General features: G+C 70.7%; 18 protein-coding genes and 1 tRNA gene. 8 read left to right on the forward strand and 11 right to left on the reverse strand.

Annotation, left to right across the window (positions count from 1 at the left end):
* The first annotated feature begins 26 nt into the window (after positions 1-26).
* Complete coding sequence (locus ACGFML_RS19455; RefSeq protein ID WP_393545221.1) at positions 27-1004, forward strand: SURF1 family protein; 978 nt, start codon at positions 27-29, stop codon at positions 1002-1004.
* 787 nt (positions 1005-1791) lie between these two features.
* On the opposite strand, the gene ACGFML_RS19460 is transcribed toward ACGFML_RS19455, so the two are convergent.
* Positions 1792-3750 (reverse strand): S9 family peptidase, encoded by a 1959-nt coding sequence (locus ACGFML_RS19460; RefSeq protein ID WP_393545223.1) that lies wholly within the window; start codon positions 3748-3750, stop codon positions 1792-1794.
* Between the two features lie 68 nt (positions 3751-3818).
* Between ACGFML_RS19460 and ACGFML_RS19465 the strand changes: the two genes are divergently transcribed.
* A complete protein-coding gene (locus ACGFML_RS19465; protein ID WP_393545225.1) occupies positions 3819-4652 on the forward strand; it encodes a class I SAM-dependent methyltransferase in 834 nt (277 codons plus the stop codon).
* Between the two features lie 267 nt (positions 4653-4919).
* The gene (locus tag ACGFML_RS19470) at positions 4920-5972 is read left to right on the forward strand and encodes a hypothetical protein (RefSeq protein WP_393545227.1); all 1053 of its coding nucleotides are present in this window, start codon (positions 4920-4922) and stop codon (positions 5970-5972) included.
* A 291-nt stretch (positions 5973-6263) separates the two neighbouring features.
* On the opposite strand, the gene ACGFML_RS19475 is transcribed toward ACGFML_RS19470, so the two are convergent.
* The gene (locus tag ACGFML_RS19475) at positions 6264-6701 is read right to left on the reverse strand and encodes a CBS domain-containing protein (protein WP_393545229.1); all 438 of its coding nucleotides are present in this window, start codon (positions 6699-6701) and stop codon (positions 6264-6266) included.
* Between the two features lie 396 nt (positions 6702-7097).
* Here ACGFML_RS19475 and ACGFML_RS19480 point away from each other — a divergent pair, with 396 nt between their 5' ends.
* Entirely contained in the window at positions 7098-9149 is a 2052-nt protein-coding gene (locus ACGFML_RS19480; RefSeq protein WP_393545231.1) for an APC family permease, read from the forward strand.
* A gap of 72 nt (positions 9150-9221) precedes the next feature.
* On the opposite strand, the gene ACGFML_RS19485 is transcribed toward ACGFML_RS19480, so the two are convergent.
* Positions 9222-9671 (reverse strand): DoxX family protein, encoded by a 450-nt coding sequence (locus tag ACGFML_RS19485; RefSeq protein ID WP_393545232.1) that lies wholly within the window; start codon positions 9669-9671, stop codon positions 9222-9224.
* Positions 9672-9891: 220 nt separating this feature from the next.
* On the opposite strand from ACGFML_RS19485, the gene ACGFML_RS19490 reads away from it, so the two are divergent.
* Entirely contained in the window at positions 9892-11130 is a 1239-nt protein-coding gene (locus tag ACGFML_RS19490; protein WP_393545234.1) for an amidohydrolase family protein, read from the forward strand.
* 149 nt (positions 11131-11279) lie between these two features.
* Here ACGFML_RS19490 and ACGFML_RS19495 read toward each other — a convergent pair whose 3' ends face one another.
* Positions 11280-12068 (reverse strand): GntR family transcriptional regulator, encoded by a 789-nt coding sequence (locus ACGFML_RS19495; RefSeq protein ID WP_393545236.1) that lies wholly within the window; start codon positions 12066-12068, stop codon positions 11280-11282.
* A gap of 407 nt (positions 12069-12475) precedes the next feature.
* Positions 12476-16489, reverse strand: a complete 4014-nt coding sequence (locus ACGFML_RS19500) for an AAA family ATPase (protein ID WP_393545238.1) — start codon at positions 16487-16489, stop codon at positions 12476-12478.
* Between the two features lie 537 nt (positions 16490-17026).
* On the opposite strand from ACGFML_RS19500, the gene ACGFML_RS19505 reads away from it, so the two are divergent.
* On the forward strand, positions 17027-17200 hold the full coding sequence (locus ACGFML_RS19505) for a hypothetical protein (protein WP_393545240.1): 174 nt from the start codon (positions 17027-17029) through the stop codon (positions 17198-17200).
* An 86-nt stretch (positions 17201-17286) separates the two neighbouring features.
* Here the strand turns inward: ACGFML_RS19505 and ACGFML_RS19510 are convergent, their stop codons facing one another.
* The 5 genes from ACGFML_RS19510 to ACGFML_RS19530 form a co-directional block, all read right to left on the reverse strand.
* Complete coding sequence (locus ACGFML_RS19510) at positions 17287-18051, reverse strand: GltA (protein WP_393545242.1); 765 nt, start codon at positions 18049-18051, stop codon at positions 17287-17289.
* Positions 18051-18845, reverse strand: a complete 795-nt coding sequence (locus tag ACGFML_RS19515) for a UTRA domain-containing protein (RefSeq protein ID WP_393545244.1) — start codon at positions 18843-18845, stop codon at positions 18051-18053. Before ACGFML_RS19515 ends, ACGFML_RS19510 begins: the two co-directional genes overlap by 1 nt.
* Before the next feature lie 727 nt (positions 18846-19572).
* Positions 19573-19646: transfer RNA gene (locus ACGFML_RS19520), tRNA-Pro, on the reverse strand.
* A 12-nt stretch (positions 19647-19658) separates the two neighbouring features.
* Positions 19659-20324, reverse strand: a complete 666-nt coding sequence (locus ACGFML_RS19525; RefSeq protein ID WP_393545246.1) for an integral membrane regulator — start codon at positions 20322-20324, stop codon at positions 19659-19661.
* Between the two features lie 127 nt (positions 20325-20451).
* Positions 20452-21381, reverse strand: a complete 930-nt coding sequence (locus tag ACGFML_RS19530) for a metallophosphoesterase (RefSeq protein WP_393545248.1) — start codon at positions 21379-21381, stop codon at positions 20452-20454.
* Between the two features lie 118 nt (positions 21382-21499).
* On the opposite strand from ACGFML_RS19530, the gene ACGFML_RS19535 reads away from it, so the two are divergent.
* Positions 21500-21964: a GatB/YqeY domain-containing protein gene (locus ACGFML_RS19535; protein WP_393545250.1), complete on the forward strand. Its 465-nt coding sequence runs from the start codon at positions 21500-21502 to the stop codon at positions 21962-21964.
* A gap of 136 nt (positions 21965-22100) precedes the next feature.
* Here the strand turns inward: ACGFML_RS19535 and ACGFML_RS19540 are convergent, their stop codons facing one another.
* Complete coding sequence (locus ACGFML_RS19540; RefSeq protein WP_393545252.1) at positions 22101-24290, reverse strand: transglycosylase domain-containing protein; 2190 nt, start codon at positions 24288-24290, stop codon at positions 22101-22103.
* A 384-nt stretch (positions 24291-24674) separates the two neighbouring features.
* Here ACGFML_RS19540 and ACGFML_RS19545 point away from each other — a divergent pair, with 384 nt between their 5' ends.
* A complete protein-coding gene (locus ACGFML_RS19545; protein ID WP_393545254.1) occupies positions 24675-25016 on the forward strand; it encodes a WhiB family transcriptional regulator in 342 nt (113 codons plus the stop codon).
* Positions 25017-25145 lie beyond the last annotated feature (129 nt).

The raw sequence follows: 25145 nt of genomic DNA on the forward strand, positions 1-25145 counted from the left end.
CGTACGAGCCCCGTACCGTTGGTGGGGTGTATCGGTTCCTGCTGACCCCGCGGTGGTGGGGGATCAACGTCTTCGCCGTACTGGCGATCCCCTTCTGCATCTTCATGGGCAGCTGGCAGCTGAGCCGCTTCGAGGACCGCGTCGATACACACCACCAGCAGGAAGACCGCTCCGCCCGGGCCAAGGCCGCGGCCGCCCTTCCGCTGGAGCGCCTGCTGCCGGTCGACCAGATCACTTCCGGCCGGCAGGCCGGCGCCCGCGGGCACTACGACGCCACCCACCAACTGCTCGTACCGGACCGCACCTTGAGCGCCGAGGACGGGCGGCAGGGCTTCTATGTCCTGACCCTGCTGCGTACGGACGGCGGCAAGGCCCTCCCGGTCGTCCGGGGCTGGCTGCCCGGCGACGCGAACTCGGCGTCCGACCGGGCGAAGGTACCTGCCCCGCCGAAGGGCGAGGTGACGGTCACGGGGGCGCTCCAGGCGTCCGAGAACGAGGGCACCGACGGGGTGCAGTCCGGCGGCGGCCTTCCGCACGGGCAGCTCGGCATGATCAGTGCGGCGTCGCTGGTGAACATCGTGTCGTACAAGGTCTACGACGCCTGGATCACCCTCAATGACGCCCCGGCCCCGCTGCGAGCGGTCCCGCCGGCCGCCGTCGAGGGCAGCGGCCTGGACCTGAAGGCCTTCCAGAACCTCGGCTACACCGGTGAGTGGTTCGTCTTCGCCGGCTTCGTCGTCTTCATGTGGTTCCGCCTCTTCCGCCGCGAGGCCGAAGCCGCCAAGGATCTGGCCCTGGGCATCGTCCCGGACGGCGACGGCGGTGTGGGCGATGACAGCGATGCGGGCAATGACAGCGATGCCGGTGGTGCGGGCGATGCCGGTGGTTCAGGCGGTTCAGGCGGTTCAGGCGATGCGGGTGATGTCGGCGGTGCGGATTCGGCCGGGGGCGCCGGTGATACGGGTTCGGCCGGAGGTGGAGCGAGGCCGGCGGCTCACGCTTGAGCCTGGGGTCTGCGCTTCCTGGGGCCCCGCCCCTCCCCCGCCCCCGCCCCGCCCCCACCCCTCCCGCTCCGCCCGCCCGCCACGGGGCATTCCCGGTGGGGGATCCATGGAGGTTCCACCCGTGCCCGGGCAGGTCGCCCGCATACGTGGCGAGCTTCCGCCGGTTTGGCGGGCTCCCGCCGCCCGGGCACGCTCCTACCGCGTTCGGCTCACCCCGCTCGGTCGGCCCTCCGTCGCCAACTGCGGCCCGTCGACCGCCAACCAGCAAGCGCGGATCGCCAACCGTGGACCGGCAACCGGCAACCGGCAACCGGCAACCGGCAACCGGCAACCGGCAACCGGCAACCGCCAACCGCGGACCGCCAACCGCGGACCGCCAACCGCCGACCTCGGACGGCGGATCGCCAACCGCCGACCTCGGACCGCGGATCGCCAACCGCCGACCGCCAAGCGCCAACCGCCGACCGCCGACCGCCAACCGCCTCTGGTGAGACCCATCCAGCTCGATGGCATCGACCTCGCGGCATCCGCCCAGCCCGACGGTCACCGTCACCGGCCGGGTCCCACCGCTCGGCGCTCACCCACGGCAGGTGCCCGTACCCCCGTACCACCCCGCGGCCTCATCACGCTCAGCGATGACGACCAGCGTCCGCCCCCTGGAATGGCTAGGCTCTCACCCCCGCAAGCCCTTCGCCTGGCCAAGCCCCAGCCCGGCCGCGCCCCATGAGCCGCCCGGCAGGCACAGGCCGCGCACCGCGCGCGGCCCATGCCGCCCTGTGGCCCGGCCTCAAGCCGTTCCGTGGCCACCCCCCTCGGTCACGGACACATGCCGCTGCGCGAACTCGAGCTCCAGGCGGACCTGCTTGATGCGCTCCTCCACGACGAGGGAGCCGTGCCCTGCGTCGTAGCGGTACACCTCGTGCGGGTGGTCACGCTGCTCCAGGCGCTCGACGTAGTTCTCCACCTGCCGGATGGGGCAGCGTGGGTCGTTCACGCCCGCGGAGATGTAGACCGGCGCCCGTACCTTGTCCACATACGTCAGCGGTGACGAGGCCTCGAAGCGGTCCGGGACTTCCTCCGGGGTGCCGCCCAAGAGGGTCCGGTCCATCGCCTTGAGGGCTTCCATCTCGTCGTTGTACGCCGTGACGTAGTCGGCGACCGGGACCGCGGCCAGGCCCACCGCCCAGACCTCCGGCTGGGTGCCGAGCCCGAGCAGCGTCAGATAGCCGCCCCACGAACCGCCGGCCAGCACCAGCCGCTTGGGGTCCGCGAGCCCGGACGAGACCGCCCACTCGCGGACCGCGTCGATGTCCTCCAGCTCGATCAGCCCGACGCGGTGCTTGAGTGCATCCGTCCAGGCGCGGCCGTAGCCGGTCGACCCGCGGTAGTTGACGCGGACCACCGCGAAGCCGTGGTCCACCCAGGCCGCCGGGGACGAAGCGAACGAGTCGCTGTCGTGCCAGGTCGGGCCGCCGTGGATGTCGAAGATCGTGGGGAACGGGCCTTCGCCCGCGGGCCGCTGCACCAGCGCGTGGATGCGGCCGCCGGGCCCCTCCACCCAGGTGTCGGTCACCGGCACCGACCCGGGCGCCTTGAACCCGGGCGGGTCCAGGACGACCTTGCCGCTCGTCGACCGCACCTCCGGCGGCTGCGCCGCCGAGGACCACAGGAACTCCACCGTCCCGTCCGGCCGGGCCGTCGCGCCCGAGACCGTGCCCGCCGGGGTGTCGACTCGGCTCAGCGGATGTCCGGGCCCGGAGGCCGTGGAGGCACCGCCGCCCGGGGCGCGCAGGTCGTAGCGCCACAGCTCGCTTCGCGCCTGGTACTCGTGCTCCACCAGCAGGGCCGATCCGTCCGGGTACCAGTCCGCACCCACATCACCGGGCAGATCGATGTCCAGAGGCGTCTCCACCCCGGTCAGCGGGTCCCAGATCATCGGCTCCCAGCGCCCCCGCCGCTGGTGCCCCACCAGCAGCCGCGCATCGCCGTCCACCGGCGCGAAGCCCATCACCGACAGGCCCAGCTCCTCGGCCCCGCCGTTGGTGTCGTCCAGCTCCGCCACGGTCGAGCCGTCCGCCCGCACGACGCGGATCGCGGAGTGCATCGCATCGCCGTGCTCGGTGTGCTCGATCGCGATCAGTGCACCGTCGTGTGAGAGATCACCGACGCCCGCCGACTCGCGGTGGCGGTAGATCTCCACCGGCGGCTCTCCGGGACGAACGACATGGACCGTCGAACCGTCGTCGTCCGTGGAGCGGCCGACGACCGCCGTGCCGTCCCGGCCGATGGACAGGCCCGCGGGATACGAGGAGTCCAGGCCGGGTGTGGCCGGTTCGTCCGGGCCTCCCGCGAAGGGCTGGCGCATCCAGACGCCGAACTCGTCGCCGTCGGTGTCCGAGAACCACCAGATCCACGCGCCGTCCGGTGACAGTGTGCCGTCCGTGGTGCCGTTCGGCCGGTCCGTGGCCTGCCGCTGGGCGCCCGTCCCACGGTCCCATGCGTAGAGCTCGAAGGTGCCGGTGGCGTTCGAGACGAACAGGGAGCGGTCCGGGGCGTCCTCGGCCCAGTCAGGCAGGCCGATCCGCGGCGCCCGGAACCGCTTCTCCCAGTCCGGCAGGTCCGCGGAGACCGCCGAACCGGTGGAGCCGGCAAAGCTCACGGAGCCGGCGGCGCTGCTCGATGAGGTCTGGTGGTTCGGATGGTTCGGGTCGGGGGCCTGGGCGGAGCCTGTGGTCTCGTTCGTCATGGGCCCATTCTGCGCCCGGCGGCATAAATGCGTTGGCGGGGGCGTCAGCCTGTGGATAACTTCGGCGCATGCATCTACGTACCGGCCCCGACGACTGGCGCGACGCCAACCGCGCGATGTGGGACGAACGCGTACCCCTCCACACCGCAAGCGATTTCTACGACCAGGACGGGTTCCGCCGTGCCCGGGACGTGATCCGCGACTTCGAGACGGCGGAGGTCGGGGACGTCACCGGCCGCACCCTCCTGCATCTCCAGTGCCACTTCGGCCAGGACACCCTGTCCTGGGCCCATCGAGGCGCGACCCGCGTCGTCGGCCTGGACTTCTCCGAACCGGCCATGGAGGCCGCCCGCGACCTGGCGGCCGAGCTCGGCTACGGCCCCGATCGCGCCTCCTTCGTCACCGCCGACGTCTACGACGCCGCCGAAGCCGTCCCCGACACGTCGTACGACATCGTCTACACCGGCATCGGTGCCCTGAACTGGCTCCCGGACCTGACCCGATGGGCCGACACCGTGGCCTCGCTCATCGCTCCCGGCGGCTTTCTCTATCTCGCCGAGTTCCATCCGCTGTGCGACTCCCTGGACGACGAAACGGGATCGCGCCTCACCCATGACTACTTCCGCCGCGACGCGTGGGTGGACGAAACCCCCGGCACGTACACGGACTTCGGCGCACCGACGGTCCACAACCGCAGCGTCGAGTGGCAGCACCCGCTGGGCGACGTGGTCACCGCTGTGGCCGGCGCCGGTCTGCGGATCGAGTTCCTGCACGAACACGACATGACGATGTTCCAGCGCTTCACCACCCTGCGCCGCGACGGCGACGGCTACTACCGGCTTCCCCACGGCCGCCCGAGGATCCCCCTCATGTACTCGCTGAAGGCCCGGCGTCCGGTGTAGGACGGCGCCGCCCCCTCGTGAACGGGCCTCTCATGCGCCCGGGCCGCCGCCCCGCCCCGGCCCGCCGCCGTCCGCCCTGCACCGGGCGGATAGCCTGTCGGCCGGCCCGGAGCGGCCACCGGGAGGCCGGCGGCCCGGGGTAGGGCGTCTGCCCGGGGCAGGGCGTCCCGGCGGGTTCGCGTACCGCTGCCGTGCGGTGCCGACTCGGGGCAGGTCTGAGATCAACGGGGGTTTGTCGTGCGGATGCGCAGAGGTATGGCCGGGGCCGTGGGCGCTGGTGTGTTCATGCTGCTGGCCGTGGGCTGTGGCGGTGCCCAGACGACAGGCAAGGGGGCGAAGGCGGAGTCCGACGCCGTTCACCCGGCCACGAAACTGCCGATGAAGACCGAGACCCGACAGGCCACCTGGACCGACAGCGACGGCCGGGCGCACAAGCTGCGCATCACGCCCGCGCGACTGGCCCGCGGTGCGGATGCCGACTTCGAGCGCGTCCAGTTGGACGACGACCTCAAGGGGAAGGTGCCCTACTACTTCACCTTCTCCTACACCAACACCGGCAAGGAGACGGTCAACCGTCCTGCCCCGGCGCAGAACTTCTCCCTCAACGCGGCGGACGGCACGGCGGCCCAGCAGGTCTCGCTGTTCCAGGGCAACCCGCTGGCGACGAGTTCGGGCACGCCGCCCGAGTGCCGCGAGAGCGGTGCGAGCACCCTCGGCGCCGGCGACACCACCGCGGACTGCGACATCTTCATGCTGCCGAAGGGCACCCGCCCGGCGACCGTCTCGTACGAGGACGACGGGCACGACCCGCTGCTGTGGCAGGTCGACGGCCCCAAGGCCGGCGGTGCCGACGGGCTGTTGCCCGCGGGCAAGCCCGCCGACGGCGTCACAGGGGACAGCAGCAACCGCCCCGTCGCCCTGCACATCACTCCCAAGGGCGTGCGCACCGGCACCATCGCCGACCTGAGCCGGTTCGACCTGGACGCGGACGAGAGGAAGCTGATCCCCTACTACGTGACGATCGAGTACCGGAACGTCGGCCAGCACGACCTGCTGCCGAGCATGAACGACGGGGTGACGCTGCGCAGCGCCGGTGGCCGGCAGGCGAAGAAGCTGCTCCTGCTCGACATCGGCGGCCCCGGTGTCCCCCAGTGCCCCGACGCCGTTCCGAACAAGATGGTGAAGCCGGGCGCCACGGTGACCGAATGTTCCCTCCACCTGATGGCGAAGAGCGACCCGCCGGTTGCCCTCGTCTTCCAGGGCAAGTTGGAGAACATCCCCGCCATCACCTGGCGGGCGGCGCCGAAGGGCGGCGAGTAGCGCCCGTCCCAGGCCCGTCGACGGGGGAATTGCGCGCGGCGGAAATGTGCATGGAGGGAATTGTGCGCGGCGGAAATCGCGCACGACGGAAATCGCGAACGACGGAAATGCGTGCGGCCGAAACGCTCAGTTCAACGCTCGGCGGCCGAAAGGAAACACAAGAAGTCTCCAGAGCGAGGTCCCCAGAGCGAGGTCCTCGGAGCGGGGTCCGCGGGTGGGACCGGGCCGGGGCAGGCGGGTGACGGCTTTCCGACGGGCCACCGGGACCCCGGCCGCGGCTGCGCTCACGCTCTAGCCGGCGCCCGCGTACACCCGGCTCGCGAATTCCGCGATCTGCTCGTCGGAGAGGTTCTTCGCGAGATTGGCCTCCGTGATCATTCCGACCAGCTGGTGGCCGCCCTTGACGTCGATGACCGGAAGGCGCTTGATCTGGTGCGTCTCCATGGTCTCCAGGACCTCTGAGGCGTCCGCGTCGGCATCGATCCAGTGCAGCGCCCCGTCCAGCGAACCGGCCTGCACCGTCGCCGGATCGATTCCTTCGGCGCAACACTGAATGACGATGTCGCGGTCGGTGATCAACCCCATGACCCTGTTGTTGTCACCGCATATGGGCAGGCAGCCGACGTTCATGTCACGCATCATTTTCGCCGCGTCCATAAGGGACTGGTGCGCGCCGACGCACTGCACTCCGGCGGACATGATGTCTCGGGCTCGCAGCTTCATAGCCATGATTTCTCCCGCCTTCGGAACATTGCTTCCCCCGCCTTCGATGACACCACGATTGGCTCCCCGTCGCTCCCCGGGGTATGGCGGGTACCGGTGGCCGCCCCTCCCATGGCCACGGGGATACCGGGCAGGGCACCCGACACCCGAAGTGACCGCCCGAACACCACGCCCCGAGCACTGCGTCCCGAACACCACGCCCTCAACGGCGCCGAAAGGAACAGCGAGCCGAAGGAACAGCGAGCCGAAGGAAACAGCGTGCCGGAGGAAACAGCGAGCCGGAGGAAACGGCGTGCCGAAGGAAACGGCGCCGACCGGACGGCGCCGAAAGCAGAGCCCTAGCCCTTCTGGCGGTCACGCCAAACCCCTGCTCCGCGCTGACCTGCCCGTACGCTCGCCCGCGTGGCGAAAATCGTGGACGCACTCAAGCGATTGCTGATCGGCCGGGCGCTTCCCAGTGAGGGTCTGACCGAGACGTTGCTGCCCAAACGCCTGGCCCTGCCGATCTTCGCCTCCGACCCGCTGTCGTCGGTCGCGTACGCCACCCAGGAGATCCTGCTGGTCCTCACCCTGGGCGGACTGGCCTATCTGCACTTCGCCACCTGGGCGGCGGTCGCCGTGGTCTGCCTGCTGGCGGTGGTGGTGCTGTCCTACCGCCAAGTCGTCCACGCCTACCCGTCGGGCGGCGGCTCCTACGAGGTGGTCTCCACCAACCTGGGAGCGTCGGCGAGCCTGGTGGTGGCCGCGTCCCTGCTGGTCGACTACGTCATGACCGTCGCCGTCTCGGTCGCCTCGGGAGTGGACAACATCATCTCCGCCCTCCCCTCCCTCAACGAGTACCGCACGGGGATGGCGATCGTCTTCGTCGCCCTGCTCGCGACGGTCAACCTGCGCGGCCTGCGCGAATCGGGCCGTGCCTTCGCCGCCCCCACCTACCTCTTCATCGCCGGGGTGCTCATCATGTGCGTCACCGGGCTCTTCCGGTGGCTGATCGGCGACGCCCCGGTCGCCGAATCCGCCGCGTACGGCATCGAACCGGCCCCGGGGGACGCCCACCTGGCCGGTCTGGCGCTGCTCATGCTGGGGCTGCGCGCGTTCTCCAGCGGCTGTACGGCACTGACCGGCGTGGAGGCGATCTCCAACGGCGTCCCGGCGTTCCGCAAGCCGAAGTCGAAGAACGCGGCCACCACGATGGGCCTCATGGGCCTGATCGCGATCGTGATGTTCTCCGGCATCACGGCCCTCGCCCTGATCTCGGACGTGCACATCGCCGACGACACCTGCCGGCTCACCGGGTTCAGCGGCAACTGCCGGACCACGCCGCAGCGCACCGTCATCGCCCAGCTCGCCGCATCGATCTTCGGCGGCGTCCACAGTGTCGGCTTCTTCTACATCCAGGCCGCCACCGCCCTGGTCCTGGTGCTGGCCGCCAACACCGCCTTCAACGGCTTCCCCCTGCTGGCGTCGATCCTGGCCCAGCACAGATATCTGCCGCGCCAGCTGCACACCCGCGGTGACCGACTCGCCTTCTCCAATGGCATCGTGGCGCTGGCGCTCGTGGCCGCGGCCCTCCTGTGGGCCTTCCACGCCTCCGTGACCAGTCTCATCCACCTCTACATCCTGGGCGTCTTCACGTCCTTCACGCTCTCCCAGACCGGCATGGTCCGGCACTGGAACCGCGCCCTGCGCGAGGAGCCGCAAGCGGCCCGACGACGGCACCACCACACCGCCCGCGCCATCAATGCCGTGGGCGCCGCGGTCACCGGCCTGGTGCTGGTCATCGTCCTGCTCACGAAGTTCACCCAGGGCGCCTATCTGGCGGTGATCGCGGCCGTCGTCCTGTGGGTGATGATGCGCGGCATCCGACGTCACTACGACCACACCGCGGCCGAGCTGGCCGTCGTGGACCCGCGGGCGGAGACCGTCCTGCCCTCCCGCGTCCACGCCGTCGTCCTGGTCTCCACGATTCACAAGCCGACGCTCCGGGCCCTGGCCTACGCCCGCGCCACCCGCCCCGACGTCCTGGAGGCGCTGACCGTCGCCGTCGACCGCGACGAGGCCGAAGCCCTCACCGCCCAATGGGACGCCACGGGTTTCGACACCCCGCTCAAAACGCTTGCCTCGCCCTACCGGGAGATCACGCGCCCGGTCGTGGAGTACGTACGGTCCATCGGCCGCACCAGCCCCCGCGACGTGATCAGCGTCTTCGTCCCCGAGTACGTCGTCGGCCACTGGTGGGAGAACCTCCTCCACAACCAGACCGCCCTCTGGCTCAAGAGCCGCCTCCTCTTCGCCCCCGGCGTCATGGTCACCAGCGTCCCCTGGCACCTCAGCTCCTCCGAGCGCCATCCGCAGCGGCCGAGTGCCCGCGCGCCCGGCGCGGTCCGGAGGGGGGAGCCGGCCGCGGTGCCGCGGTCCGGCAACACCGGACCGCACCCCGGCAGCGGCCGCTGACCGCCCGGGAAGTCGGGACCCGAAGAGAAGTCGGGTAGCCGAAGAGAAGTCGGGTGGCCGAAGAGAAGTCGGCTACCCGAAGAGATGCAGAGCGCTGTCGACCGACCAGCTCTGCCAGCTCATGGCGAGCAGTCCCGTGACGGATATCAGCGCCATCATCAGGTTCTGCCCTTGCTCCCCCCAGTCGTGGATCATCAGCACGAGGTAGATCAGGTTGAGCACGAACCCGCAGGCCAGGGCGATGGGTGTCAGGAATCCGACGACCAGGCCCAGGCCGAGAGCCAGCTCCGCGTAGGCGACGAGGTACGCCATGAGCCGGGGGTGGGGTTGCACGAGGCCCTCGAAGCCCTTCCGGACCGCGGGCCAGCGGTGTTTGGCCGCGACTCCGGCCGCCCAGGCGATCCCGCCGCCGGCGAACCAGTCCTTCTTGTCCTTGTGCCGCCAGCTCTCCAGCCACCACAGGCCGAGGCCGATACGGAGGACGGCGAGACATTCGGGACCACTGAGCCAGATCGTTTGCATGCTGCTCCTCCCGGCCTGCACGGACCGGCCTGTGCGGACCGGCCTGTGCGGACCGGTCTGTACGGAACTGACGAGGTGTCAGTTCAGCGGACGCCGGTCGATCCCGCAAGGTGTGCGGTCTTCGACTTCACCTTGTCGTCGCGGGGGTTGGCCCATAGTCTAAAACTGATGGGGCGTCAGATTTGGGCGGTCCGAACCGGCAGGCAGTTGGGGGTACGGCATGGTCAGCAACGAGAGCGTCACGGGGGACCTCCCCAAGGTCATCAGCGTGGACGATCACGTGATCGAGCCCGCGCACCTCTTCGCGACCTGGCTTCCCAGGAAGTACCGGGACCGGGGGCCGAAGCCCTTCACGGCAGGCATCGGGGAGTTGGCGTACGTCGGCGGGAAGTACCGGTTCACCACCGACCCCGCCGGCCAGCTCACCGACTGGTGGGAGTACGAGGGCCTGCTCTTCCCGTACAAGCGCATCATCGCGGCCGTCGGCTTCTCCCGCGACGAGATGACGCTGGACGGCATCACGAGGGAACAGATGCGGCGCGGGTGCTGGGACCCCAAGGCCCGGCTGGAGGACATGGACGTCAACCACGTGGAGGCGTCCCTCTGCTTCCCGACGTTCCCCCGCTTCTGCGGGCAGACCTTCGCGGAGGCCGAGGACAAGGAGGTCGGGCTGGCGTGCGTCCGCGCGTACAACGACTGGATGGTCGAGGAGTGGTGCGGGGACAGCGGCGGTCGGCTGATCCCGCTGTGCCTCATCCCGCTGTGGGACATCGACCTGGCGGTCGCCGAGGTCCGGCGCAACGCCGCCCGGGGCGTGCGGGCCGTCACCTTCAGTGAGATCCCCACGCACCTGGGCCTGCCGTCGATCCACTCCGGCTACTGGGATCCGTTCTTCGCGGCGTGCGAGGAGACCGGCACCGTCGTGAACATGCACATCGGCTCGTCGTCCCAGATGCCGGCGGCGTCGCCGGACGCCCCGCCCGCCGTACAGGCGTCCCTGAGCTTCAACAACGCGATGGCCTCGATGATGGACTTCCTGTTCAGCGGCGTCCTCGTGAAGTTCCCCAGGCTCAAGCTCGCCTACAGCGAAGGCCAGATGGGATGGATCCCGTACGCCCTGGAGCGGGCGGACGACGTGTGGGAGGAGCATCGGGCCTGGGGCGGGGTCAAGGACCTCATTCCGGAGCCGCCGTCCACGTACTACTACCGGCAGATCTTCTGCTGCTTCTTCCGCGACAGGCACGGCGTCGCCTCGATCGAGACCGTGGGGGTGGACAACGCGACGTTCGAGACCGACTACCCCCACGTCGACTCGACCTGGCCGCACACCAAGCAGGTGGCGGCCGACCACGTCGCCGGCCTCTCCGACGAGGTGATCTACAAGCTGATGCGGGGGAACGCCATTCGCATGCTGGACCTGTCGTTCGACAAGGGCCGGGTGGCTACGCCTGCGGTCTGAGCCGGCGGTGGAGCGCTCGGGGTGCCATGGCCCTCAGCGCGACGGCTCGTGCCGGGCCCGCGGAGAGGCGACCGGATGGGCGCCCCCCTCGGTGGGCGCCGAAGGGGCGTGCACGGCAGTGCCGATGAAGATGCCCCGGCGCACGGCACTCACCACCTTTCCAGCGGGGTGGTGAACAGCATCTCCGTGCGGTCGCCGGGCAGGATGACGTCAGAGATGTCCACGGCGCGGTCGTCGGTGTCGTACGAGGTCTTCCGGAGAACGAGCACCGAGGTGCCCGGCGGCAGCGCCAGCTCTGCCGCTTCCTCGGGCGTCGGCGGGCGCGCGGTGACGCGCTCCTCGATGCGGGCCAGCTCGATTCCCACGGTGGAGAGCTGGCTCTGCGAGCCCCCCGGCCACGGTTCCTTCGTCTCGTCCAGCAGATCCGGATTCTGCGCCACCAGGTCATGGACGAGATACGAGGTCACCAGGCTGAAGGGCGCGCTCTCCGCCGCGTACCGCGTTCGGTAGGAGCGTTCGAGGAGGGTGACGCCTTCCGGGAGGTCGAACGCCTTCGCAAGGCCTTCGTTCGCCCGGATCTCGCGGTACGTCACGGCGAACACGAGGTCGTCGGCCTGCAGGCCGGTTTCGTGCTCGGTCGCGCCGGTTCGGGCCCGCTGCTCCAGCGGCTGCCGCGCGCGGTCCTTCTCCCACTGGTGGCGGAGGTTGGTGCGCAGTGCCCGTGTGCGCGGGCGCCGGACGAAGTTGCCGCGCCCGTGCTGCTTCTCGATGAGCCCCTCGTGCCGCAGGACGCGGAGAGCGTCGCGGACGGTCGGCACGCTCCGCCGGAACTCCTCGGCGAGCCTCGTCTCCGCGGGCAGGCGGTCGCCAGGCTTGAGCCGGCCGGCACGGATGGCCTGCCGGAGCTGGTCCGCGATCCACTCGTACGCCGTTGCCATGGGTGCTCACCGCCCCGTCGCTCGGTGCCCCGGCCGACGGGTCGGCCGGGTGGCCCCAGCTTACGAGTCCTCAACAGGTGTGGAGGATGGGGGAGCGCGCGCCCTGGCCGGGGCCACTCGCACAGCAGAGTGGAACCACCGGACGCCGGGACTCGCCGCGGCGGGGGCGTGCGCCGAGGGGGCTTCCGCGAGCCGCCGCCCGCGCTCCTCGCCACGTCGTTCCCGTGCTGCACAGGACATGGCAGCGCCCGACCGCTGGCGACGGGGGATGCACCAGCGATCGGGCTGTGGCCAACACTAACAAGGCGACATGTGTGGCGGGGGCCAACTGCCAAGCCAGAACGAGGACTTGTGATCGGGATCACGCGGAGCGGCGGGTGCGTGCCGGTGGCCGGGCCGTGGCGCCCCTACGTGCCGCACGGCGGCTCGTACGAGAGGTGAGGCAGATACTCGCGCCATTTCTCCGGTGTCAGAACGCCCCGAGTGGTCGAACAGATCCGACGGATTGCGTTGTCGGTGTCGAGGTCCCACAGCCGGACGGTGCCGCCGCCACTTGACACTCCGAGCACATGGCTTGTGGGGCTGAACGACAAGAAATTGCCGGTCTTGGCGTTGGGGCTCGTCGATCGCCCGATGGGAGCGGCCCTGGAGGGGGACCTGACGTTCCAGAACCGGACCGCGTTGTCGTTGCCGCCACTCGCCAGGGTGTGGCCGCTCTCGCTGAACGTCAGCGACGCGACGGCTTCGGTGTGGCCGGCGAGAGGGGAGCCCAGCCCCTTCGCCCTGCGGGGGTCGGAAGTGTTCCAGAGCCTGACGGTCTCGTCGTCGCCGCCGCTGGCCAACGTACGGCCGTCCGGGCTGTAGGCGAGCGCGTTGATGGGGCCGAGGTGCCCCTTGAGGGGCGTGCCGAGCGGAGTGGTGCGGCGTGGGTCGGTGATGTCCCAGAGCCGGATGGTGCCGTCCGCGCTGCCGCTGGCGAGCGTGCGCCCGTCCGGGCTGAAGACGAGGGCGTCGATGTAGCCCTTGTGGCCGGTGAGCGGCGCGCCGGACGGAACGACGTGGGACGGGTCGCTGACGTTCCACAGCTGCAGCGCGCGGTCGGTGTACGCGGTCGCCAGCGTCCGCCCGTCCTGGCTGAACGCCAGCGCGTCCGGCCCCATGAACCGGGTCTGCAGGCGGATGGGCGGGCCGTAGGAGACCGGTTTGGCCGGGTCGGTGACGTTCCAGAGATACACCGCCCGGCCCGCCGTCAGCACCGCGAGGGTGCGGCCGTCGGGGGAGAACGCCAACGCATCGTCGCCGCCGCTCCCGGGCTTGAACGGTTTGTTCAGCACCGTGGGTCGGGCGGGGTTCTGCACGTTCCACAGCCGGATCTCTCCGTCGCTCGCGGTCGTGGCGAGCACCCGCCCGTCCGGGCGGAACACTCCGCTGCGACCGATCATGTCCGACCTCGGTATCGACCACAGCCGCACCTTGCTGTCGCCGCTCCCCGTGGCGAGGGTCCGCCCGTCCGGGCTGAAGCCCACCGTGTACATCTCACCGCTGCTGCCCGCGATGGGCTCGCCGACCTGCGACGGGTACGCCGGATCGCTCACGTTCCACAGGCTCGCGGTGCTGTCCGCGCTGCCGGCGGCCAGCATGTTGCCGTCGGGGCTGAAGGCCACCGACCACAAGGGACCGGTGTGGCCGGTGAGGGGCGTGCCGAGCGGCGCCGCCCGACGCGGGTCGGCCGTGTTCCAGAGCCGGACGGTGTTGTCCGCGCCGCCGCTGGCGAGCGTGCGGCCGTCGGGGCTGAAGGCCACCGAGTGCACGGTGCCGGTATGGCCCTTCAGCACCTTGTCGATCGGCGTCGGACGCCCTCGGCCGGCCACGTGCCACAGTCTGATCGTGCTGTCGTCGCCCCCGGCCGCCAGCGTCCGCCCGTCGGGACTGAACGCCACGGAGCGCACGGCGGCGGTGTGGCCGGTCAGGGCGCCGCGCCCCTTCGGCCGGTGCGGATCGCGTACGTCCCACAGGCGCACGGTGCGATCTTCGTCGGCGGCGGCCAGAGTCCTCCCGTCGGGGCTGAAGGCGACCAGATAGACGGTGCCGTCATGACCGGCCAGGGGCGGGCCGAGCGGCTGCGGGTGGCGGGGATCCCGCACGTCCCACAGCCGGATCGTGCCGTCGTCCGAGGCGCTGGCGAGGGTGCGCCCGTCCGGGCTGAAGACAGCGGTGCTCACCCAGCTCGTGTGGCCGGTGAGCGGCTTGCCCAGGGGCTCGGGACGCTTCGGGTCGGACACGTCCCACAGTCGGACGGTCCGGTCGTAGCTGGCGGTGGCCAGGAGCCGCCCGTCGGGGCTGAACGAGGTGAGGTAGACGGCGCCGGTGTGGCCCAGCAGCGGTGTCGCCAGCGGCGCGTTGGCGATCGAGATCAACCGGTTGTTGGTGCCCTCGTCGCCGGGCCGCAAGCCGTGCGCCACCAGATCGAGTTGGGCCGAAAGGGATGAATCTGCATATTGGGCGCGGTCGGCCTCGGCGAGCACCTGCTCGAAAACGGTGTCGTCCCGCTGCTGCCACGCGATCACCGCCGAACCGATCGCCAGCATCGCCATGACGACCAGCGCCGCCACCGCGCCACGGCTGAGCCGGACCGTGCGCTTGCGCAGTCGGACCGAAGCCGCCAGGAACTCCACCGCGCTGCGCGTCAGATAGGTGTCACCTGCGGACTGCGCCCAGTTGCGGGCCTGTTCCAGACGCGAGCCCCGGTAGAGCAGCGACGAGTCGCGATCCGAGCCCTCCCAGGCCCTGCCGTCCTCCTCCAGCCGCTGGCGCAGCAGATTGCCGTGCCTGTCCTCGTCGATCCAGTCGCGCAGGCGCGGCCAGGCGTGCAGCAGTGCCTCGTGGGTGATCTCCACCGCCTCCGCGTCGAGTGTCACCAACCGGGCGTGCACCAGCGCTTCGAGCGATTCCTCCGTCTTGTGCGGATCCGTCGACTCGTCCGCCAGTTGGCGCCGCGTCCCCCGCCTCCGGGTGGCCTGGGTGTCCTCGCCCAGCCGGACCAGCCGCAGGAGGAGCAGCCGCGCGGCGGTGCGGGCTGTCGCGTCGAGGCCGGCCCAGGCCCGCTCGGCGGTCGCCGCGACCGCCCCCTGGATCCCGCCCGCCGCGCGGTAGCCGGCCAGCGTCAGCCGGCCCGCCTTCCGCCGCTGCCAGGTGGCGAGCAGGGCGTGGGAGAGCAGCGGCAGCACCCCCGCGTCGTGCGTCCCTCCGGGGCCGTCGACACTCACTTCCCGGATGATCAGTTCCGCGAGCCCCGGTTCGAGTTCCAGCCCCACGGCCTTGGCCGGCCCGGTCACCGCTTCCCGCAGCTCCGTGGTGGTCAGCGGCCCGAGCACCATGTGCCGGTGCTGCAGCGCGTCGGCCAGTTCGGGATACCCGAGGCACTGCTCGTAGAAGTCGGCGCGTATCCCGAGGATGACGAGCACGGGCGCCGGGCCATCCGGACCGGCGGGGGTGCACGCGGCGTGCAGGAGCTGGATGAACGTGCGCCGGGCCGCCTCGTCGGAGCCGAGGGTGAACGCCTCCTCGAACTGGTCCACGAGGACGACCGGACGGGCGGCACCGGGCGCCGCGCGCTGCGCCCACGCCGTGACGGCCTCCTGCACCGCATGCGTGAAGTGCCGCGTACCGGGCTCCTGCCCCGCCGACTCCTGCGCGTCGGCGACGACGGGGGCGAGCTCGGGGATCCGGTGGGTCAGTTCCCCGAGGGGATCGCCGCCCGGCACGAGCTGCAGGTCCTCCCGCTCCCGGCTGCCTCCGTCGCCCAGCGCGCCGTTCCGCAGGGCGGGCACCAGACCGGCGTTCAGCAGCGAGGACTTTCCGGCACCCGAGGCGCCCACGAGCATGACCAGGCCGCCGGTCTTCTGCGCCGCGCGGAGCTGAGCGACGAGGGCCTCCGTGCTGCGCTCCCGGCCGAAGAACCACTGGGCGTCCTGCTGGCGGTACGACGCCAGCCCCCGGTAGGGGCACACACCGGGAACGGTCGCGGCTTCGCCCGGAGGGCGTTCCTCCTCCGGCGTGGGTGCCGATGCGCGGTCACCGACCGGGTCGGCGACCGCTCGCTCCCACAGTCGCTGCCACTGGGCCAGGTCGTACAGGCCCGTGGAGACCGGGGTGGGCCGCGCGCGCCGTGCCTGGGGGATCAGGATCTGCAGCACCGCTGCCAGGGCGGCGAACTGCGCAGGCACGTTCTTGGCCCGCCGCCAGTCGCTGATCCGCTGCACGGAGACCCGTACGGGCCGTCCTCGTTCGTCGACCCGCTGCAGCCGGACGACCGCCTCGGCCACCTTCTTGAGCGGAGGGTTGCCGGCCTCCGTGTACAGCAGCGCGAGTCGTTCCGCGAAGGCTGTACGTGCCCCTGAGTCGGAACTCAAGGTCTCCACCCCTTACTTCCCCCGCACTCGGACATCCGGACCGGAAAACTCACCTTAACTGCCTGACCTGCGGTTGAGCCGTCGGCTCGATGCCGGAACCTCCTCGGCGGGAGCCGTAGCTGGCAGGATCATCACGCAGCAGCGCAGCAACCGGGCACAGCCCGGACAGGCCACCAGTCCCGCCGGCCGGACAAGCCAGGTCCTGAGGCATGTTCTCAGCCCTCTCCCGCCGGAGTCACGGGCGGGCGGTGACGGCTTCGGCCGATGCGCCCGAGAGATCCGCGGAGCCGGTCCCCGCCGGACCACTCCCGTCGACACGGGCTCGGCCTTTCGTGATCCACGCCAGTACGGGGGGCGTGGATCGATACGGCCCGCGCCGTTCGGCACCGGTCCCCACGAGGGGAGGGACCGGAGCCGAACGGCGCGGAGTGCGGAGGGCGAGAGGCCGGCGCGGTGCGGACGAGACGGTTGTGGGAGACCGCGACCGGGGACGACGCCGCCTGTGCGCTGTTCAGAAATGGTGCGTGGATCGCTAGCTTGATCCGCATGCTGAGTCAGATCATCACGTTGGTCGGTGTCCTGTTGGGTGCCGTCACGTCGTTCTTCGCCACAGGGCTGGCGGAGCGGGCCAAGTTCCGGCAGACCCTGGCCACGCGGTGGGACGAGCGCAAGCTCGACACCTACATCGATAAGGGCCTCGGCGGTGGGACGTCGGGCTGACTCGGCCGCCTGGAAGCCCTGAGCTGGGGATGCTTGGGCCGATTCCTCGAGCGCGCCGTCGTGCGCCTCTTCCGCTCACACAGCCGCTAGATAGTGGCGGGCACTTTGGGCTGATACCTCCAGCCGAGACTGCGGAGAGCGTCGGCACGACCAAGGACGATCGCCATGCGCACAGCCTGCTCGTCCTCTTCGCTGTGCTCGGGGTCCGCGGTCGACTGAGCAGGGTGCTTCCGGTAGATCTCGCCCGGCTTCTCCTGCATCCAGCCCTCGGAGACCGCCTCGGCCGCCAACAGCGGGCCCCCGTCCTCGAAAGCGGGGATCGCCGGCCAGCCGCCGTGGAGCTCGATCAGTTCCGTGTAGATCGTCGCTGTGGTGCCCATGACCGGCATGGCACCCTGCCGCAGCCCATCGGCCAGGAAACCGGGCGTCAGGCGGCCGGGTTCGGGATCGCACGGGCCGGGGACACGACGGCCGTCCGGGTAGAGGTCGAGGCAGGGGGCCACGGTCCACGCAAGGTCAGGGTTGGCGGCCAAAGCCTCGATGTCCCGGGCGAGCGTGGCTTCGTCGGGGAAGAGGTCGTCAGCGTCCAGCGCTCGAGTGAGCAGGCCCTCGGCGCGGTGCAGGGCGAGGGTGCGCGCGCGTGCGGCTCCGCCCGCCCGGCCGGCGCCCTTCGAGATCCATGGCCGATCCGGCAGGCGGTCGAACGGCTTACCGGTCCTGCCGTCCTCCTGCACGAGCCACTGCAGAGACCAGCCCTTCGGCAGGCGCTGGGACGCCACGGACTCGTACGTCTCCGCCAGGTAGGCATCGCCGCCGTCGAACACCGGGGTGATGACAGAGAAGATCGGCATTACGTCCAACGCTCCAATCGTGTGAGGTAGCGGAGTTCAACGCGGTCTGCGGCGAAGGGAATGTCGGCCACCCCGACCACCCGATCGCTGGTGTCGTAAAGGATTTTTCGGACTCGGAGGATCGGCACCCCGGGCGGGATGTCCTGTTCCTCGACTTCCCTGTCGGTCGGCATCTCGCCAGTCACCCGATCCTCGATGCGATCAACCTCGATGCCCACTGTGCAGAGCGCATGCTGCGTGCCGCCGGGCCACGGCTCGTTGGTCGGATCGAGGATCTCAGGGTTTCGCGATGCCAGGTCGTACGGCAGGTAGGACACCGAGGTGCTGGCGCCCTCGTGGGGCCGGTTGCGCCGTCGGTAGCTCCGCCGCAGCACCTTTTGACCGGACGCGAGCCCCATCAGCTCGGCGATGTCGGACGGCGGGGCGATGACGGCGAATTCCACCGAGTCCTCGCCCACGTGGTCGATCGACGTACGGGTGCTGTCCTCGGACACCCCCCAGGTTCGCCGCTCCGCTTCCGGTAGGCGAACGCGCAGCTTCTCCTGGTGGTACATCTCGTTGCTGCGCTGGTGGTGGGTGGGAACGACCCGGACCCACGTCTTGCCGCCTACCTTCCCGGAGAGCCGACCGGCTTCCTTGAGGGCCTGCACGGAGCGGCTGGCGGTGTTGGCGCTGACGCCGTAGCGACGAGCGATCTCCGAGTTGGTCAGGAACTGGTCGCCGGGCGCGTAGTCGCTCTCGATGAGCTGAGCGAGCCGTTCGGCCAGCTCGGCGTACTTCCCAGGGTTCGGCATGCCCCGAAGGTCTCACGGCCCGACCGGCGAAACAAAAAGCAACGCAAGACGGATCCATTCAACCCGCGTCGCATGGTCCGGTGCGGGGCATCGAGCGGAGGCTCGACGCGAGCGGCCACACGGTCTCCGCTGCTCCGCTGCTCCGTGGGATGAGTAGCCGCCACTTCTGCGCATGGCGTGGCGAGTGCCCACACCGTCTCCGGCGACCAGGCCGCTACGGACCACGACTTCACCGAACTCGCCCCGGGAGCCCCGCTGGAGCTGTGGCGGGGGGCGAGGGCGCGAGCGCCGAGGATGTCGCGGCCGTGCTGTTCGGCGCCGCCATCGGCACCGCGGTCGGACCGTGTGGGCGCCCGGGGCCCGTCCACCTGGATGCGCCGGGCGGACGAAGTCGGGTGCGGGGTCGAGACGGAGGGTTCCGACGGGTGACTGCCGCGGAATGGCCTTCATGTGAGCTACGTCACGGCTGCGTTTCGCTGCGGCCGGACGGCGGAGTCCCGCGCGAAGCGATCTCGCGCATGGTCCGGCGCTGCGGCGCTGCGGCGCTGCGGTCGCCGAGGGAGGCCTGTCGGAAGTGGATCCGCCCCGCGATCCAGACGGGAGCGGTGGTCGCCCTGGACGGCATCCTCAAGGTGAATCCGGGGCAATAGTCACGCAGTTGGTCACCCATCACGCAGGAGAGGCACCTACTCGCGTGAGTAGGTGCCTCTGACCTGTGTTCCTTCAGTCGGGGTGGCGGGATTTGAACCCACGACCTCTTCGTCCCGAACGAAGCGCGCTGCCAAGCTGCGCTACACCCCGAAGCAACGAGCTCTACTTTAGCGGACTGATCCCCGTAGGCGAAATCCGGTTCCTGCGGAGCGGGGGAACCGGCCTGACCTGGTCGATCGCGATGGTGAGCAGAGGCAGGAGGCAGGCGGCCGTGGCGACGGTGAGGGTGGTGGAAAGGGGGCCCGGCGGGGAGTTGAGGGCGGTGGTGACGGTGAGGTGGAGGAGGGGGTAGGCCGGCCACTGCCAGGCGTACGGAAGGCGGAAGGCGCGGGGCGCCGTCAGGAGGAGCCAGTCGGCGAGGGCGCCGAGGGGGGCGGCCGTGGTGAGGAAGGGGTTGGCGGTCCCGGTGGGTGGGGTGAGGTGGGAGGTGAGAGCGGCGAGCGCGAGGAAGACGAGGAGCGCGCCGGTGAGGCGAGGGGAAACGGGCCGGCGGCCGGTCCAGGCGCGGTGGGCGGAGAGGGCGAAGCCGAGGGCCGCGGCGAGGTTGGTCTGGACGGCGAAGTCGGTGAGGAGGCGCGGTGGGTCGGGGGTGCGGAGCGCCGCGAGGGTGAGGCCCGTCAGGGCGGCTGCCGCGATCAGTGCGCGGACGGTGGCCGCGAGCGGGCGGCGGGCGGTGGGGGCGACGGCCGCCGCCGGGGTCCGGGCGGCGGCGCCGGCCGGGCCGCCCGCGTGGCGCGTGGACTGCGAGGTCCGGGTGGGGTCGGACATTCCTCCACGTTAGGGGGCCGGCCCCCCGTAGGGGGGAGGGACGGGCCGGGCCGCCGTGCCGTCCCTCCGCAGCGGCGTCAGGCGTCCGACGTCCGGCGTCCTGCTCGGCCGGTCCGCACCGCCGGCGTCACCGGTCCCGCTCCACCAGCGTCAGCAGCGTCGCCTCCGGGGGGCAGGCGAAGCGGACCGGGGTGTAGCGGTTGGTGCCACAGCCCGCGGACACGTGGAGGTAGGAGGTGCGGCCGGCGGCGGTGTGGGTCGAGAGGCCCTTGACGCGGTCGGTGTCGATGTCGCAGTTGGTGACCAGGGCCCCGTAGAAGGGGATGCACAGCTGGCCGCCGTGGGTGTGGCCGGCCAGGATCAGCGGGTAGCCGTCGGCGGCGAAGGCGTCCAGGGAGCGCAGGTAGGGGGCGTGGACGACGGCGAGCTGGAGGTCCGCGCCGGACTCCGGGCCGCCGGCGACCTCGGCGTAGCGGTCGCGCTTGATGTGCGGGTCGTCCAGGCCGGTCAGCGCGACCTCGAAGCCCTCCAGCTTGAGGCGGCCGCGGGAGTTGGACAGGCCGACCCAGCCCGCCGCGTCGAAGGCGTCGCGGAGGTCTTCCCACGGGTTGTGGACGACGCCGACCGCGGGGGCGTTGCCGTTGAGTCCGTGCCGGCCCTGGGCCTTCTCGAACAGGTAGCGGGCGGGGTTGCGCAGCTTGGGGCCGTAGTAGTCGTTCGAGCCGAAGACGTACGCGCCGGGGAACTCCATCAGCGGGCCCAGGGCGTCCAGCGTTTCCGGGACGCCCTCGGGGTCGGAGAGGTTGTCGCCCGTGTTGATGACGAAGTCGGGGCGCAGCCCGGCCAGCGACTGCAGCCAGCGCTGTTTCTTGCGCTGCCCGCCGACCATGTGGATGTCGGAGACCTGCAGCACGCGCAACGGCCGCATGCCGCGGGGCAGTACGGGCACCGTGACGCGTCGGAGGCGGAAGGAGCGGACTTCGAAGCCGGCGGCGTAGGCCAGGCCGGCCGCGCCCACTGCGGTCAGGGTCAGGGGTACTCCGTATCGCGCACGCATGTACCCATCGTTGCAGAGGACGGCGGGGAGCGGGGAACGGGTGGGCGCGGGGCGGCCCCGGGCCGGCCCGGGGGAAAAGGCGCGGCGGTTGCCGGTGGGTGGGGGCATACTCGACGTCATGACCACGCTCAAGTCCAAGCTGCAGGACGACCTCACCACCGCGATCAAGGCGCGCGACGAGCTGCGTTCCTCCACTCTCCGCCTCACGCTGACCGCGATCCAGAAGGAGGAGGTCGCGGGCACCGAGGCGCGCGAGCTGTCCGACGGCGAGGTCGAGAAGATCATCGCGCGGGAGGCGAAGAAGCGCCGGGAGGCCGCGGACGCCTTCGAGAAGGGCGGCCGGAGCGAGTCGGCGGAGCGGGAGCGGGCCGAGGGCGAGCTGCTCGGGGACTACCTGCCCAAGCAGCTCACCGATGACGAGCTGGAGCAGCTGGTCGCCGCGGCCGTCGCGGAGGCCAAGGGCGCCGGGGCCGAGGGGCCGCGGGCGATGGGCGCCGTCATGAAGATCGTCAACCCGCAGGTGGCGGGTCGTGCCGAGGGCGGCCGGGTGGCCGCGGTGGTGAAGAAGCTGCTGGCGGGCTGAGTCCGGACCGGCCGGTGCGCCGGACGGTGTGCGAAGGGGCGCCCCCTCGACGAGGGGGCGCCCCTTCCGCTTCGCGTCGGCGTGGTGGCCGGCCCTGCCCGGCCCGTCGGGCGGGGCCGGGCTCTCAAGGGGCCGGTTACCAGCCCCCGTTGCCGCCGCCCAGTATGTCCGGGAAGCCTGGAATGTGCCATCCGCCGCCCGGCTTGTCGTCGCCGCCGTGGCCCCGGCCGGGCCGGTGCTTGCCCGGCCCCTTGTGGCCGCCGCCCTTGCGCTTGCCCGGGTCGTCGATCGGCACCGTCGACAGGGCCGGCGACGGGCGGCCCGCCAGGGCGCCGGTCATCGCGTCGCGCCAGATGGGGCCGGGGGTGTCGGCGCCGTAGACCTTGTCGTGCGGGACGCCGCCGATCGTGATGTTGTACATCTTGCGCTGATGCATCGGGTCGCCGACCCAGACCGCACCGGCCGCGTTCGGGGTGTAGCCCACGAACCAGGCGGCGTAGCGGCTGTCGCTGGTGCCCGTCTTACCGGCGCTGTCGCGGCCCTGGAGGCCCGCCTTCTTGCCGGTGCCGTCCTGGACGACGCCCTTGAGGAGCGTGTTGACGGTGTCCGCGGTCCTCTTGGACATCGCGCTGCGGCAGTTGCTCCGCGGGACGGCCATCGACTTGCCGCGCGCGTCGGTGATCGACGCGATGGCGACGGGGGAGCAGTACTCGCCGCCGTTGGCGAAGGCGGCGTACGCGGTGGCCATCGTGAGCGGCGACATCTCCTGCACGCCGAGCGTCATCGACGGAACCTGCTGCAACTGCCTGCCGTCCGCCCGCTCGATGCCCAGCTTCTGCGCCATCTTGACCGCGGGGCAGATGCCCATGTCGCTGATCAGCTGGACGAAGTAGGTGTTGACCGACTTCGCGGTCGCCTCCTTCATCCCGTAGGGGCCGACCTCTTCCCTGTTCTCGTTCTGGGTGACGTCCTTGCCCTGCCACTCGCCGCTGCAGGTCTGCACCGGACTGGGGTACTGCATCCGATACGGCGAGGAGTACTTCTGGTACGGGCTGGTGCCCTGCTCCAGGGCGGCCGCCGCGACCACCGGTTTGAAGGTCGATCCCGGCTGGTAGCCGGCGCCGCCGCCCATGGCGTGATCCACCGAGAGGTTGATCTGCGTCTGGTGGCCGCGGAAGCCGTACGGGCGGGACTGGCCCATTCCGAGGATCTTGCCCGTGCCCGGCTCGACGATGGTCGCGGCGCTGGCGACCGGGTCGTCGTCGTAGACGTGATCGCCGACCGACTTCTGGATCGCCTTCTGGGTCTGCGGGTCGAGGGTGGTGTGGATGGTCATGCCGCCCCGGTTCCAGAGCTTGGAGCGGACCTTCCGGGTCTTGCCGAAGGCCTTGTCGCCGAGGAAGACCTTGCGGATGTAGTCACAGAAGAAGCCCGCGCCGTTCACGGCGGTGATGCAGCCGCTCTCGGGGCGGCTGACCGACAGATGGATCGGCTTCTGCGCGGCCGCATGCGCCTGTGCCTGGGTGATGTCCTTGACGTCCGCCATGCGCTGGAGGACGGTGTTGCGCCGCCGGGTCGCCTCCTGCGGATCGTTGACCGGGTCGTAGCGGGTCGGCGACTGGACGATGCCGGCCAGTAGGGCGGCCTCATCCAGCTTCAGGTCCTTGGCGGGCTTGCTGAAATAGCGCTGCGCGGCGGCCTCGACGCCGTACGCCTGCTGGCCGAAGAAGGTGATGTTCAGGTAGTTCTGCAAGATCTTGCGCTTGCCGAGCTCCTTCTCCAGCTGGATCGCGTACTTGAGCTCCTTGACCTTGCGGCCGAGCGTCTGCTGGGTGGCCTGCGCGACCTTGTCGGCGTCGTCGCCCGCCTCCTCGATGAAGACGTTCTTCACATACTGCTGGGTCAGCGTCGAGGCGCCCTGGGAGACGCCGCCCGACTGGGCGTTCTTGTTGACCGCGCGCAGGATGCCCTTCAGGTCGACGGCGCCGTGCTCGTAGAAGCGGGCGTCCTCGATGGCGACGATCGCCTGCTGCATGTACGGCGAGACGTCCTTGAGGCCCACCACGGTGCGGTCGCGGGAGTAGACCTTCGCGATCTCGCCGCCCTTGGCGTCCAGGACGGTGGTCCGCTGGCTGAGCGGTGGCGTCTTCAGGTTGGCCGGTATGTCGTCGAAACCCTCGACCGAGCCCTTGGCCGCCAGACCCAGTGCCCCGGCGGCGGGCAGCGCGATGCCGGCGAGTACGGCTCCGGCCAGGACGCTGACACCGAGGAACTTGGCGGCCATCTGGGCCTTGGACTGACCCCCGCCGTCACGCTTCTTAGCCATGCGGACAACCCTACGTTCTGAATCGCCGGACAGGGGCGCACCTGTTCGCTTAGCCTGTACTCGCCTGCATCAGTGGGATGGTTACGCATCGGTTCGTCAACCCCCTCCCTCTGTGCGAATCACGCCCCTCTCGTCCGCTTGCGTCGCCAGAAATCCCTTGTGTCCGCGGTGAATTGTCCGGACTTGGAGGGAAGGCAACATATGCCGTCCGGTCACTCCGTTGGGTGATCTGCCGCGTACGCATAGTCCGTTCGGGCCATTCAAGATTGGGCCCGAAGGGGGTGTTGCGCCCTGCCCGCCTTCCGTAACGTCCTCAACTGGCAACGGTGAATATGCCGTTTGCCGCCGTGGGGGAGCCTCGATTCGGGAGAGGACGGCGCCAGCATGAGCTGGGTAACCGACTGGAGCGCACAGGCAGCATGCCGCACTACCGATCCGGATGAACTGTTCGTACAAGGGGCGGCGCAGAACCGCGCCAAGGCGGTGTGCACCGGATGCCCGGTGCGTACGGAGTGCCTGGCCGACGCCCTGGACAACCGGGTGGAGTTCGGTGTGTGGGGCGGCATGACCGAGCGGGAGCGGAGGGCGCTGCTGCGCCGCCGACCGACCGTGACGTCGTGGCGCCGGCTGCTGGAGACAGCACGTACGGAATACGAGCGCAGCACGGGCATCCTGCCGGTGGACTGCGAGGGCGAGGACTTCGATGCGTACGCCGCGGTCAGCTAGCCGAAAGCGGTCGATGTGGGCCGTCGGTCCGGCGAGCCGTTGAGCCGTTCGGTTCGGTCGGTGTGCCGGCGGGCGCGTGGGCCTGCCGGTCGTCACTTCCCGCCCAAGTGGGCGCGGGTCGGGCGAGGG

Source organism: Streptomyces sp. NPDC048650 (assembly GCF_043199095.1).
GTDB lineage: Bacteria > Actinomycetota > Actinomycetes > Streptomycetales > Streptomycetaceae > Streptomyces.

Coding starts and splice junctions, on each gene's coding strand:
- ACGFML_RS19460 (WP_393545223.1), bottom strand. CDS start 3,750: ATGACGAACGAGACCACAGGCTCCGCCCAGGCCCCCGACCCGAACCAT.
- ACGFML_RS19465 (WP_393545225.1), top strand. CDS start 3,819: ATGCATCTACGTACCGGCCCCGACGACTGGCGCGACGCCAACCGCGCG.
- ACGFML_RS19475 (WP_393545229.1), bottom strand. CDS start 6,701: ATGGCTATGAAGCTGCGAGCCCGAGACATCATGTCCGCCGGAGTGCAG.
- ACGFML_RS19485 (WP_393545232.1), bottom strand. CDS start 9,671: ATGCAAACGATCTGGCTCAGTGGTCCCGAATGTCTCGCCGTCCTCCGT.
- ACGFML_RS19490 (WP_393545234.1), top strand. CDS start 9,892: ATGGTCAGCAACGAGAGCGTCACGGGGGACCTCCCCAAGGTCATCAGC.
- ACGFML_RS19495 (WP_393545236.1), bottom strand. CDS start 12,068: ATGGCAACGGCGTACGAGTGGATCGCGGACCAGCTCCGGCAGGCCATC.
- ACGFML_RS19505 (WP_393545240.1), top strand. CDS start 17,027: ATGCTGAGTCAGATCATCACGTTGGTCGGTGTCCTGTTGGGTGCCGTC.
- ACGFML_RS19510 (WP_393545242.1), bottom strand. CDS start 18,051: ATGCCGATCTTCTCTGTCATCACCCCGGTGTTCGACGGCGGCGATGCC.
- ACGFML_RS19515 (WP_393545244.1), bottom strand. CDS start 18,845: ATGCCGAACCCTGGGAAGTACGCCGAGCTGGCCGAACGGCTCGCTCAG.
- ACGFML_RS19525 (WP_393545246.1), bottom strand. CDS start 20,324: ATGTCCGACCCCACCCGGACCTCGCAGTCCACGCGCCACGCGGGCGGC.
- ACGFML_RS19530 (WP_393545248.1), bottom strand. CDS start 21,381: ATGCGTGCGCGATACGGAGTACCCCTGACCCTGACCGCAGTGGGCGCG.
- ACGFML_RS19535 (WP_393545250.1), top strand. CDS start 21,500: ATGACCACGCTCAAGTCCAAGCTGCAGGACGACCTCACCACCGCGATC.
- ACGFML_RS19540 (WP_393545252.1), bottom strand. CDS start 24,290: ATGGCTAAGAAGCGTGACGGCGGGGGTCAGTCCAAGGCCCAGATGGCC.
- ACGFML_RS19545 (WP_393545254.1), top strand. CDS start 24,675: ATGAGCTGGGTAACCGACTGGAGCGCACAGGCAGCATGCCGCACTACC.